Source organism: Georgenia faecalis, from assembly GCF_003710105.1.
In the GTDB taxonomy this organism is placed as follows: Bacteria; Actinomycetota; Actinomycetes; order Actinomycetales; family Actinomycetaceae; genus Georgenia_A; species Georgenia_A faecalis.
In genome coordinates, this window is record NZ_CP033325.1 from 1,164,781 (window position 1) to 1,177,145 (window position 12,365).

The window sequence follows — 12,365 nt, forward strand, 5'->3', positions numbered from 1 at the left end:
GCGTGTCGGCCATGGACGTGGCCTCGGTCGTAACGGAGCGTCGCGCGCCCTGGTGGCGCACGGCGCTCCTCGTCGCATGCTGCGCCTTCGCCTCCCTCACGAGCCTCGTCTTCTCCGAGCTGGGCCAGCGCGCGGAGGACGGCGGGTCGATGCTCCTCATCCTCGTCGGCTTTTTCGCCTGCCTGCTCGTCCCGCTCGCTCTCATCTGGCGTCACCGCGCGCCGTACACGGTGGCACTGACTGCGGTCGCCGCGGGAATCGTCCTGCCGCTCGGGGCCTCGACCGCCCTCGTCGCCCTCGCCTCGCTCGTCGGACGCCGCCGCGGCGCGGACGTGTGGTGGACGGCCGGCGCGGTGGCCGTGACGACAACGCTCGCGGCGGTCCGGGACGTCACCGCTCCCACGATGGCCGAGTCGTTGCTCAAGAGCATGCTCGGTCCGGTCGGTGCCCCGCCCGGCACGGTGGTCGAGCTCAACTGGTGGGTGGTCCCCGTCGTCGTCTCCCTCGGCATGGGCGCGGCGCTCGGGGTCGGGCTCGCCCTGCGCGCCCGGCGCGAGGCGCGCGAGTCGGCGCGCGAGGCGACCACGGTGCGGCGGACGAGCACCCGGCTGGGTGACGAGCTCGCCCGCCAGGTCGAGCGGGAGCGCATCGCCCGCGAGGTGCACGACGTCCTCGGCCACCGCCTCTCGCTGCTCAACCTGCATGCCGGCGCGCTCGAGGCCAACGCCCGGGGCGACGCCGACCTGGCCCGCAGCGCCGCCCTCGTCCGGGAGAGCGCCGGCCATTCGCTCGACGACCTGCGCTCGCTCCTCGCCGTGCTGCGCCATCCCATGGGCGACGAGCCGACGGACCCGGACCTCTCGCTCGTCGACCTGCAGGCCGTCATCGAGGAGACCGTCGAGACGGGCGTCCCGGTGAGCGCGACGGTCTACCTCGACCGTGCGTCCGAGGCGGAACCCGCCCTCGCGCGGGCGGTGTACCGGATCGTCCAGGAGATGCTCACCAACGCCCGCAAGCACGCACCGGAAGAGCAGATCCGGCTGTCCGTCGTCGGCGGTCCGGGCGACGGCGTGCGGATCGACGCCAGGAACCGGTACCTGGCGCCGTCGCCGGATCGCGCCGGTGCGGAGGGGGACGCTCGCCCGGGGCAGGGGCTCCAGGGGATCGCGGAGCGCGCGGAGCTGCTCGGCGGGCGCCTGGCCTATGGCCTGGACGACGGTGGACGTACGTTCCGTGTCACCGTCACCCTGCCCTGGGGCGCGCCGCTGCGCTGAGCGTGCGCGCCCGGCGGGCTGGCCGCGCACGGGCAGGGACGTGCCGGTGTCGGTGGGCCGTCCTACGATCCGAGGCATGCCGCTGCCGCACCGGGTGCTCGTCGTCGACGACGACGCGATGGTCCGCACTGGTGTGCGGCTCATCCTCGACAGCGTGGACGACATCGCCGTCGTGGCGGAAGCCGGTGACGGGGACCAGGCGGTGCCGGCGGTCCAGGCCCACGCACCCGACGTCGTCCTCATGGACCTGCGTATGCCGCGCATCGACGGCATCACGGCGACGCGGGCGGTCCGCGCCCTGCCCTCGCCACCGCACGTCATCGCGCTGACGACGTGGGACGTCGACGACGCGGTCCTGCGCAGCCTCGACGCCGGCGCGGCAGGGTTCCTCCTCAAGTCGGCCGGCCCCGATGACATCATCCGCGCGGTCCGGGCCGTCGTCGCCGGGGACGCGGTGCTGTCCCCGCGGAGCACGAGACAGCTCCTCGACCACCTCACGGCGGACGGCTCCGGCGCCGAGCGGCGCCGTGCGCAGGCGGCCATGGCCGCGCTGACGGAGCGGGAGCGGGACGTCGCCGTGGCCGTCGGCCACGGCCTGCTCAACGCCGAGGTCGCCCACCGGCTCTACGTGTCGGAGGCGACGGTGAAGTCCCACCTCTCGTCCGCGCAGGCGAAGCTCGGGGTCCGCAACCGTGTCGAGGTCGCCGTCCTCGCCGAGCGCGCCGGGCTGCTGCGCTAGGCCGAGCGCACCGGCCCGCTCACCAGCGCCCGAGGGCGCCCCGGCCGTCGCCGGCGGCCTGGCTGGGGCGCGCCGAGCGGGCCGCGCGCCATCGCCGAACGAGGATCACCAGGAGGACGACGACCACCACGACGACCACCGCGACGAGTGCGGGGAGGAGCACCGCCGCGAGGACGAGGCCGACGGCGGAGACGTCCCCCGCCGCGGAGGCCACCGGCGCGCCGATCCCCGCGGTGGAGGCGTTGACGACGGGCCGGGAGAGCGCCTTGGTCGTGTGCGTGGTGAGCGCGAGGAGCACCCCGAGGACGATGGGGACCCAGCGCCAGTCCTCCAGCAGGGTGGAGGGGTCGGTCACCGCCGTCGTCTCGGATACCGAGCCCGCGGCGAAGACGATCCCGCCCGACGCTGGACGCACCGCGGTCTGGAGGAGATCGTTGACCGAGTCGAGGGCCGGGACCTTGTCGGCCACCACCTCAATGACGAGGAGGACGCCGAGGATGACGAGCGCCGGGGTCGACTCGATCCACTGCCAGCCCTGCGGGAGGGCGAGCAGGTCGGTGTACCGCGACAGGAGCCCGAGGCCGAGCAGCGGGATGAAGGCGTTGAGGCCGGCTGCCAGCGCCAGCCCCGAGCCGGTGAGGAGTTCGAGCACCGGGGCAGGGTCCCACGGACGCCGACGGACCGCGCGGCTTTGCGCGGCGACTGACGTGAAGAACGACGAAGCCGCCGCACCCTTGCGGGTGCGGCGGCTGCGCGTCGTGGAGGGGAGTGTCAGGCCTTGCCGGTCTCGGTCTCGGTCTGGGCGTCGTCCTCCGGGCCGCCCCGGCCCGGGCGCTCGGTGCTGTCGTCGTCAGGGGCGGTCGTCGAGTCGTCCTCGGTCCGGTCCTTCTCGTCGGGGCCGAACCCGTCGTCGGCGCCGCCCGGTCCGAACCCGTCGTCGGTACCGTCCGGTCCGAAACCGTCGTCGGTACCGTCCGGCCCAGCCTCGGGCATGTCACCCTCCGGCATGCCGCCCTGGGGCATGTCGCCGCCACGCATGTCGCCGCCGCGCATCCCGCCGCCGCGCATGCCGCCGGACTCCTCACCCCGGGCACCCGGCCCGTGCTCGGCGAGCGCCTCGGCGAGCGTCTCGGCGACGGCGTCGGCCTCGTCCTCGGTGAGGGTTCCGTCCTCGACGAGCTCATCGAGCTCGGAGCGGATGCGGGTAGCCGCCTCCTCCCCGAACGACTCCTGCTCCGTCGTCGTGCCCTTCTCCTCGGTGGGCTCGGGCGACTCGGTCTCCGCGGAGGCAGGCAGCAGGGACGCCCCGGCGATGGCGAGGCCGGTGACGCCGACCGCACCGATAGCCACGAGTCGGTTCTTCTTGCGCATGGTCTCTCCGTTCATGTCTGCGTGCGGGATGTCCGCATGCCGCCACTATGTGCGGCTGACCTGGGGTGACGCTGTGACGAGACTGGGAGAACGCTCAGACTTCGGCCGCGGCGGGCCTGGCCGGCCGGTCGCGTGGCGGTCGCGTGCCGTCGGGTGCTGATCGCGTGCCGGTCCCGTGGGATAGTCGGTGGCCGACCGGAAGGAGCAGCGTCATGGGCGTCGTGGACAACGTCATCTACGTCGACGGATCGCGGGTGGCGGCGCCGGCGAACCTCGAGGAGACCTTCGAGCTGCTCCACGCCCACGGCGGGATGGCCTGGGTGGGGCTCTACCGGCCCAGCCCCGAGGAGATCGCGGCGGTGGCCGCCGAGTTCGCGCTGCACGACCTTGCGCAGGAGGACACCCGCAAGGCCCACCAGCGCCCCAAGCTCGAGCGGTACGGCGAGACGCTCTTCACGGTGCTGCGGCCGGCCCGCTACATCGAGAGCACCGAGAAGGTGGAGTTCGGCGAGCTGCACGTCTTCACCGGCCCCGGCTTCGTCGTCACCGTGCGCCACGCGGAGTCGCCGGACCTGGGCAAGGTGCGCCGCCGCCTCGAGGCGGAGCCCGACACCCTCACCCTCGGACCGGAGGCGGTGCTCTACGCGATCCTCGACGAGGTCGTCGACGGCTACGGGCCGGTCGCGGCGGGCCTGGAGAACGACATCGACGAGATCGAGGACCAGGTCTTCAGCTCCGACCCGAGCGTCTCCCGCCGCATCTACGAGCTCTCCCGCGAGGTCATGGCGTTCCAGCGGGCGACCCACCCGCTGGTGCGCATGCTCGACGACCTTGAGCGGGGCTTCGACCGGTACGACGTCGACGTCGAGCTCCAGCACCGCCTCCGCGACGTCCAGGACCACACCCTGCGGATCGTCGAGCGCGCCGACTCCTTCCGTGCGCTGCTCCAGAACGCGCTCACGCTCAACGCGACCCTCGTCGCTCAGGAGCAGAACGAGGAGATGCGGCGCGTCACCGAGGCGAGCTACGTCCAGAGCGAGGAGGTCAAGCGGATCTCGTCCTGGGCGGCCATCCTCTTCGCGCCCACCCTGGTGGGCACGGTCTACGGCATGAACTTCACCCACATGCCCGAGCTCGACTGGACCTACGGGTACCCGCTCGCTATCGGGGCGATGGTCGCCATGGGCGCGGTGCTGTACGTGATCTTCAAGCGCCACGACTGGCTCTAGCGGCGCCTCGCAGTGGTGGCGCCTCGAGGTAGCCGCTGCCGGCCGTAGCGGGGGCTGGCCCGAGGGCACCCCGGCGACGGCGGACAGCGCCTCCCGCACCGCCCCTCCGGGCGCTAGCCTCGGGCCACCCGACCCCGAGGAGCTGTCATGCGGCCGTGTCGCACCGTCCCCTTCGCCGCCGCGGGAGCCCTCGTGCTCACCGCCCTCGCCGCGCCCGCGCCCGGGGCCGTCCCCGACGACGGCCCCGAGCTCACGCTCCTCGCCACCACCGACGTCCACGGCCGCGCGCTCAACTGGGACTACTTCGCCGAGGCGCCGTACGACGCCCCGGAGGACGTCCTCGGGCTCGCCCTCCTGTCGAGCGTCGTCGCCGACGTGCGCGCGGAGAAGGGCGAGGAGTCCGTCGTCGTGCTCGACAACGGCGACGCGATCCAGGGCACCCCGCTGACGGAGCTGTACGGCCTCGCCGAGCCGATCACCGAGACCGGCGCCGAGCACCCCATGGCGACGGCGTTCAACCTCATGGGCTACGACGCCCAGGTGGTCGGCAACCACGAGTACGACTACGGGCTCGACGTGCTCGCGGCGTACGAGGAGGACCTGACCGCGCCGCTGCTCGGGGCGAACGTGCTCGACGCCGCGACCGGCGAGCCCTACCACGAGCCCTACACGCTCATCGAGCGGACCATCGACGGCGAGCAGGTCACGGTCGGCGTCGTCGGGCTGCTCACGCCCGCGCTGAGCTCGTTCGTGGTCGAGGAGATCGAGGGGCAGGTCGTCCTCGCGGACCCGGTCGCCGCGGCCCGCGAGTGGGTGCCGGTCGCCCGCGCGGCGGGGGCCGACGTCGTCGTCGTCCTCGCCCACACCGGGGAGGGCACCGTGCCCGACGCCGGGTACGACCCCTCGGCCGCCTACGAGGACGTCGCGGCGAACGTCGCGCGGATGGTGCCGGGGATCGACGTCGTCGTCGCCGGGCACTCTCACCAGGACGTGCCGGCGCGCGTCTACGAGAACGCCGACGGCGGACGGGTCCTGCTCACCCAGCCGTACTACTGGGCACGGTCGATGAGCGAGGTGACGCTCGAGCTCGTGCCCGACGGCGACGGCTGGGCCGTGGACTGGAGCGCGGGCAACGCACCGAGCGTCGAGCCGCACTACGGCCACGAGGTGGCGGCGGCGGACCCGGCGCTCATCGCGGCGCTGGAGCCGGCGCACCGCGCCGCCATCGAGTACGTGGCGCAGGCCTACGAGCCGGTCGCCGAGGCCACGGAGCTCATGCGGGCGCGGACCGCGCGGTACGAGGACACCCCCATCCTCGACTTCGTCACCCACGTCCAGGCCGAGGTGGTGCGCGACGCCCTGGCCGGGACGGCGTCGGCCGACCTGCCGATCCTCGCCCAGGCGTCGCCGCTCTCGCGCACGGCCGTGTTCCCGCAGGGCATGGTGACCACCGGCCACATCGCCGGGCTCTACCTCTACCCGAACACGCTCACCGCGGTGGAGCTCACCGGCGCACAGGTGCGCGACTACCTGGAGAACGCCGCCCGGTACTACGCGCAGGTCGAGGAGGGAGCGCCGTTCGACCCGGCCACGGGCACGAACGCCGAGGGCATCGGCGACTACAACTACGACGTGCTCTCCGGCGTCCACTACGCCATCGACGTCTCGCAGCCCGCGGGGCAGCGGGTCACGGCGTTCACGCACCCGGACGGCACGCCCGTGGCCGACGACGACCGCTTCGTCCTCGCCCTCAACAACTTCCGCCAGACCGGTGCCGGCGGGTACCCGCACGTCGCCGACGCGCCCGTGCTCTACACCGGGCAGGACGACATCCGGGACCTCCTCGCCGACTGGGCGCGGGCGCGCGGGGTCATCGACCCGGACGACTTCTTCGTGGAGAACTGGCGCGTGGTCACCGCGCCGGTGCCCGCACCGAGCCCCACCGACGAACCGGCGGTCCCGACCGACCCGACCGTGGCCCCGACGCCGGCTCCGTCGGCACCCGGCACGCCTCCGGCGACTGCGGCTCCCTCGCCGACCACCACGCCGGCCGGTGGAGGCGAGCTGCCGGCGACCGGGGCGCCGGGCGCGTCCGTCGCGCTGATGGCGGGGGCCGCGCTCCTCGCCGGAGCCGCCCTGGCCCTGGCCCGGCGCCGGGCCGCTTCCTAGGCGACCGCGCTCGTGGGTGGGCTGTGGCGGTGCCGAGGTCCGGCACCGCCACGGCCCTCCCGAGGAGCCGCTAGGGCGTCGGCGTCGCGATGGCGTGGCGTCGTGCCAGCACCCCGAGGGCAAGCAGCAGCCCGCCGACGACGGCGTAGGAGCCGCCCGCCGCGGCGCCCGTCGCGGGCAGCTGCCCGCCGGAGCCGGACCCGGAGCCGGCTCCCTCGGTGGGGGCGTCCGTCGGGGCACTCGGCTCACTGACCGGCGGTGTGCTGCCGTCGGTCGGCGGTTCCGGGGCGCCGGGCGGCGTCCCGTCCTCCCCGACGAGGAACGTCTCGGAGTGCTCGACCGGTGCCTCCACACCGTCGCGCACCTGCACGACGTCGACGTACTCACCATTCGCGAGCTGGCGCTGGTAGGTGAACGTGACGGTCGCCTCGCCGGTGCCCACGACGCCGAAGTTCGCCGTCGAGCCGGTGACCTGCAGGTGGAGGACGTCGGGGTTGTCGACGTCGACCCGGACCCGGTTGAGCGGGTTGTCGAGCGGCAGCCGCGCTCCGGCGGCGGTGGTCACCTCCCACGAGAAGTGCGGCTCGGTCATGCCGTCGCCCTCGCGCACGGTGAGCGTGTACGGCGCGACGCCCGAGGGGATCGGCTCGTCGGAGACGGACTGGTCGATGACGAGGACGGGAGCACCGGCGGCGTCGACGCCGTGGCCGTCGAGGTGCAGCCGCGAGGTGTAGAGCTTGCGCGGTCCCTCGGCCGGCCGGCCGTGGTGGACGTAGTACGCCTCCGTGCCGTCGGGGGAGTAGGTGACCGAGCCGTGCCCGGTGCCGGTCATCGGCAGGGTCGGGTCCTGGGCGAGGACCGGGTTGCCGGCGTGCTTCGTCCACGGCCCCAGTGGGCTCGGGGCCGTCGCGTATCCGACGCCGTAGTGCTCGTTCTCCCAGTTGTTCGCCGAGTAGAGGAGGTAGTAGACGGGCTCGAGGTCGCCGTCGCCGTCGGTGTCGACCTCGCGCCGGATCGTCGTCGACCCCTCCGCCCACCGGCGGTCCTTGCGGGCGCCGTCTGAGGTGGCGTAGTCGTCGACGTGCGCGTTCTCCCAGGCCTGCGGGTCCGAGCCGTAGTCGATCACCGGGACGTAGCCGTCCCGTCGCGCACCGGCCGGGGCGTCGGTGCGCGTGTTCGCGTCGACGTATGCCGGGGTGATCTCCGGCATCGTCGTGCCCGTCGGGTCCGCCCACCAGTCGCCGGTGAGCTCGACCGCGTAGATGTTCGACTCCTCGATGTACTTGCCGAGCTCGGCGTCCCACACCCAGTTCCGGTAGGCGTTGCGGGAGAAGTACAGGTAGATGCGGCCGTCCTCGTCGAAGAAGACGTCGGGGTCGATGAAGGGGATGTACGTGCCCAGGGGCGCGGTCTGCCCCTCCTCGAGGGTGGCCGGGGGGCGGCGCTGGTCGGCGTCCATGATGAGGTTGACGTCGCGGTACTCGGGGTCGTACGGGAAGTAGTCGATGGGGGCGTCGGTGATGGAGCGGAACGGTCCCTCGGGCGAGTCGGAGACCGCGACGCCGACCTTGCTCGGCTCCTCGAAGCCGGCGTGCCCGAAGTCCTCCTCGACGTTCTCGCGCTGCCGGGCGGAGTAGAAGAAGAAGTACAGGCCCGTCTCCGGGTTGTGGTGGACCGACGGCGCCCAGAACCAGTCCTGGCCCCATCGGTTGGCCTCGTCCGCCGGGATGGCGCCGCCGGGCAGGTGCTCCCACGTGGCGAGGTCCGCCGAGCGGTAGATCCCGAAGAGGTACTCGTTGCCCTCGGCGTCGGGCGTGGCGCCGTCGGTGCTGTAGGCGTAGTAGTACCCGCTCGCCTCGTCGAACAGGACGTGCGGGTCCGCCGCGTCGAAGGCGGCGTTGTTGTAGTAGGTGGCATTGGTGTCGCGGGCCGGCGGCGGCGCCGTCTCCGCGGCGGCGCCCTGCGCCCCGGCGAGGAGCGTGAGGCCGATCGCGACGGCGGCGGCCTGGTACCTGGTTCTGGTCTTCACGTGCGAATCCACTTCGTCGGGGAGGGCAGCGGTGCGGCCGCTGAGACGGGCGCGGCGCTTGATCAGGTTATGGCGTCCCGCGGGCGCGGGTCCGGTTTCGGCGGCGGGGATCGTTGCTCCGGGCTGCTCACTCTCCCTCCCTTGACACCGTGTGCGAACGCGTGCGACTGTGTCCGTCGCGCGGTGTTTACGTAAACATCAACTCGATGGCGAGGAGAGTCCCGGCGTGACCCACAGTGCTCCAGCGGCGATCCGTGAGGCCGCGCCCGCGCCTCCGCGGCGGCGTGCCCGGCGGTCGTGGACGGGGTGGGGGTTCCTCGCGCCCTTCATGGCGGTCTTCGCGCTCGTCTTTCTCGCGCCGATCGCGTACTCGATCTACCTCAGCCTGTTCCGCAACCAGCTCGTCGGCGGCAACGCTTTCGTCGGCATCGAGAACTACCAGCGGACGCTGGCGGACCCCGTCTTCTGGTCAGCGCTCTCCCGGGTGGCGATCTTCCTCGCGATCCAGGTGCCAATCATGCTCGGCATCTCGCTCTTCGTGGCGTTGGCCATCGACAGCGGGCGGCTCTACGGACGCAACGCGTTCCGCATCACCATCTTCATGCCCTACGCCGTGCCAGCCGTCGTCGCCGCCCTCATGTGGGGGTTCATGTACGGCACGCGGTTCGGGCTCATCGGGAACATCAACGAGGCGTTCGGCGTCTCGGTGCCGAACCCCCTCTCCCCGGACTTCGTGCTCGGCGCCATCGGCAACATCGTCACGTGGGAGTTCGTCGGCTACAACATGCTCATCTTCTACTCGGCGCTGCGGGTCATCCCGCGCACCCTGTACGAGGCCGCCGAGATCGACGGCGCGGGCCAGTGGCGGATCATCCAGGCGATCAAGCTGCCCGCCATCCGCGGTGCGCTCGTCATCGCGACGATCTTCTCCATCATCGGCAGCTTCCAGCTCTTCAACGAGCCGCAGATCCTCCAGAGCCTCGCCCCGAACGCGATCACGACGAACTTCACCCCGAACATGCTCGCCTACTCGCTGTCCTTCTCCGGGCAGCAGTACAACGCCTCGGCCACCGTCGCAATCATCATGGGCGTCATCACCATGGTCATCGCCTACGCCGTCCAGCTGCGCGGCATGCGCAAGGAGGTCTGAGCCATGGCCACCGCACTCCGGCCCGCCCGCCCGACGGCGGGGACGCCCCGCCGCACCGGGCGCGGGTACAGCGTCGACCGCCCCCGGCGCAGCCCGCTGCTCACCGTCCTCACCGGCATCGTCCTCATCTACAGCCTCGTGCCTCTGGTGTGGCTCTTCGTCAACTCGACGAAGACCCAGGAGAGCCTGTTCAACTCCTTCGGGCTGTGGTTCAGCGGCGAGTTCGCCCTGTGGGACAACATCGCCACCACGCTCACGTACGACGGCGGCGTCTTCGTCCGGTGGCTGGGGAACACGCTGCTGTACGTCGTCGTCGGCGCGGGCGGCGCCACGCTCCTGGCGATCCTCGGCGGGTACGCGCTGGCGAAGTTCACCTTCCCCGGCAAGCGCGCCGTCTTCGCCGTCGTCATCGGGGCGGTGGCGGTGCCGGGCACGGCCCTGGCGGTGCCGACCTTCCTCATGTTCAGCCAGATGGGCATCACCAACACCCCGTGGTCGGTGATCATCCCGTCGCTCATCTCCCCGTTCGGCCTCTACCTCATGTGGACGTTCGCCGCGGAGGCGATCCCCACCGAGCTCATGGAGGCCGCCCGGGTGGACGGCGCGAGCGAGTGGCGCACGTTCTGGCAGATCTCGCTGCCCCTCCTGGCCCCCGGGATCGTCACGGTCCTGCTCTTCACCATGGTCGCGACGTGGAACAACTACTTCCTGCCGCTCATCATGCTGCGCGACCCCGACTGGTACCCGCTCACCCTCGGCCTCAACGCCTGGAACGCGCAGGCCGCGACCGCCGGCGGTGAGGCGATCTTCCACCTCGTCATCACCGCCTCGCTGCTGACGATCCTCCCGCTCATCGCCGCGTTCCTCCTCCTCCAGCGCTACTGGCAGTCCGGCCTGGCGGCCGGGTCGGTCAAGGAGTAGCGGCCCCGCCGTGCGCCACGGCGCCCCTCGTTCCCACAGACACCCCCCGCTGAGCACCACACAACGAAGTGAGAGGACCACCATGACCATTCATCCCCGAGGCCGGATCGTCCGCGGTGCCGCGGTTGCCGGCACGCTCGCGCTCACGCTGACCGCGTGCGGCGGCGGCGAGGGCACCGACGACGGCGGCGGCGCGGGCGCCGGTGACGGCGGCACCGTCGACACGGCCGCCGTCCTCGAGGAGGGCGGCAGCCTCACCGTGTGGGCGTGGGAGCCCACGCTCGAGCAGGTCGTCGAGGACTTCGAGGCGGAGTACCCCAACGTCGACATCGAGCTCGCCAACGTCGGCACCGGCAACGACCAGTACACGGCCCTGCAGAACGCCATCGCCGCGGGCTCCGGCGTGCCCGACGTCGCCCAGATCGAGTACTTCGCGGTCCCGCAGTTCGCCATCGGCGAGGCACTCACCGACCTCACCCAGTTCGGCGCCGGCGAGCTCGAGGAGACGTTCTCCCCGGGCCCGTGGGGCTCGGTCCAGCAGGGCGAGGCCATCGTCGGGCTGCCCATGGACTCCGGCCCGATGGCCCTGTTCTACAACCAGGACGTCTTCGAGGCGGCCGGCGTCGAGGTCCCCACCACCTGGGACGAGTACCTCGAGGCGGCGCGCGCCATCCACGCCCACGACCCCAACGCCTACATCACCAACGACATCGGCGACGCCGGCTTCACGACGAGCATGATCTGGCAGGCCGGCGGCCAGCCCTACCAGGTGGACGGCACGGACGTCACCGTCGACTTCACCGACGAGGGCTCCGCGCGCTTCGCCGAGATGTGGCAGACCCTCATCGACGAGGACCTCCTCGCCCCCACGGTCGGGTGGAGCGACGAGTGGTACCAGGGGATGTCCAACGGCACCATCGCCTCCCTGACGATCGGCGCCTGGATGCCGGCCAACCTCGAGTCCGGCGTCCCCAGCGGCGCGGGCAGCTGGCGCGTGGCGGACATGCCGCAGTGGGAGGAGGGCGAGATGGCGACGTCGGAGAACGGCGGCAGCTCCCTCACCGTCCCCGAGGCGAGCGAGAAGAAGGAGCTCGCGTACGCCTTCATCGAGTACGCCAACGTCGGCGACGGCGTCCAGACGCGCCTCGACGGCGGGGCCTTCCCGGCCACGACGGCCGAGCTGGGGTCCGAGGAGTTCCTCAACGTGGAGTTCGACTACTTCGGCGGCCAGAAGGTCAACGAGGTGCTCTCCCGGTCGGCGGAGAACGTCGTCGAGGGCTGGCAGTACCTGCCCTTCCAGGTCTACGCCAACAGCGTCTTCAACGACACCGCCGGGCAGGCCTACGTCGGTGACACCACGCTCGCCGAGGGCCTCGCGGACTGGCAGGAGGCCACGGTGACCTACGGCTCCGACCAGGGCTTCACCATGGCCGAGTGAGGACCGGTGCCGGGCGGCCCCACGGGCCGCCCGGCACGCCTCCAC

Annotated in this window: 10 protein-coding genes; 7 read left to right on the forward strand and 3 right to left on the reverse strand. The window is 72.2% G+C overall.

Annotated elements, in window-relative coordinates; genetic code table 11:
- Window positions 1–11 precede the first annotated feature (11 nt).
- Both EBO36_RS04975 and EBO36_RS04980 read left to right on the forward strand, forming a co-directional pair.
- Window positions 12–1,274, forward strand: a complete 1,263-nt coding sequence (locus tag EBO36_RS04975) for a sensor histidine kinase (protein ID WP_122823636.1) — start codon at window positions 12–14, stop codon at window positions 1,272–1,274.
- 76 nt (window positions 1,275–1,350) lie between these two features.
- On the forward strand, window positions 1,351–2,013 hold the full coding sequence (locus tag EBO36_RS04980; RefSeq protein ID WP_187695847.1) for a response regulator transcription factor: 663 nt from the start codon (window positions 1,351–1,353) through the stop codon (window positions 2,011–2,013).
- Between the two features lie 19 nt (window positions 2,014–2,032).
- Here EBO36_RS04980 and EBO36_RS04985 read toward each other — a convergent pair whose 3' ends face one another.
- Together EBO36_RS04985 and EBO36_RS04990 are read right to left on the reverse strand one after the other, a co-directional pair.
- On the reverse strand, window positions 2,033–2,665 hold the full coding sequence (locus EBO36_RS04985) for a DUF4126 domain-containing protein (RefSeq protein WP_122823637.1): 633 nt from the start codon (window positions 2,663–2,665) through the stop codon (window positions 2,033–2,035).
- A 119-nt stretch (window positions 2,666–2,784) separates the two neighbouring features.
- A complete protein-coding gene (locus tag EBO36_RS04990; RefSeq protein ID WP_122823638.1) occupies window positions 2,785–3,384 on the reverse strand; it encodes a hypothetical protein in 600 nt (199 codons plus the stop codon).
- A 212-nt stretch (window positions 3,385–3,596) separates the two neighbouring features.
- Between EBO36_RS04990 and EBO36_RS04995 the strand changes: the two genes are divergently transcribed.
- Complete coding sequence (locus EBO36_RS04995; RefSeq protein WP_122823639.1) at window positions 3,597–4,613, forward strand: magnesium and cobalt transport protein CorA; 1,017 nt, start codon at window positions 3,597–3,599, stop codon at window positions 4,611–4,613.
- A 147-nt stretch (window positions 4,614–4,760) separates the two neighbouring features.
- Window positions 4,761–6,782 carry a bifunctional metallophosphatase/5'-nucleotidase gene (locus tag EBO36_RS15885; RefSeq protein WP_122823640.1) on the forward strand — a complete coding sequence of 674 codons (2,022 nt, stop codon included), beginning with the start codon at window positions 4,761–4,763 and terminating at the stop codon, window positions 6,780–6,782.
- A 70-nt stretch (window positions 6,783–6,852) separates the two neighbouring features.
- Here the strand turns inward: EBO36_RS15885 and EBO36_RS05005 are convergent, their stop codons facing one another.
- The gene (locus tag EBO36_RS05005) at window positions 6,853–8,811 is read right to left on the reverse strand and encodes a glycoside hydrolase family 43 protein (RefSeq protein ID WP_122823641.1); all 1,959 of its coding nucleotides are present in this window, start codon (window positions 8,809–8,811) and stop codon (window positions 6,853–6,855) included.
- A gap of 226 nt (window positions 8,812–9,037) precedes the next feature.
- On the opposite strand from EBO36_RS05005, the gene EBO36_RS05010 reads away from it, so the two are divergent.
- The 3 genes from EBO36_RS05010 (at window position 9,038) to EBO36_RS05020 (ending at window position 12,320) form a co-directional block, all read left to right on the forward strand.
- Entirely contained in the window at window positions 9,038–9,961 is a 924-nt protein-coding gene (locus EBO36_RS05010) for a carbohydrate ABC transporter permease (protein WP_122823642.1), read from the forward strand.
- Window positions 9,962–9,964: 3 nt separating this feature from the next.
- A complete protein-coding gene (locus EBO36_RS05015) occupies window positions 9,965–10,882 on the forward strand; it encodes a carbohydrate ABC transporter permease (RefSeq protein WP_122823643.1) in 918 nt (305 codons plus the stop codon).
- Window positions 10,883–10,964: 82 nt separating this feature from the next.
- On the forward strand, window positions 10,965–12,320 hold the full coding sequence (locus tag EBO36_RS05020) for an ABC transporter substrate-binding protein (protein ID WP_122823644.1): 1,356 nt from the start codon (window positions 10,965–10,967) through the stop codon (window positions 12,318–12,320).
- Window positions 12,321–12,365: the final 45 nt, after the last annotated feature.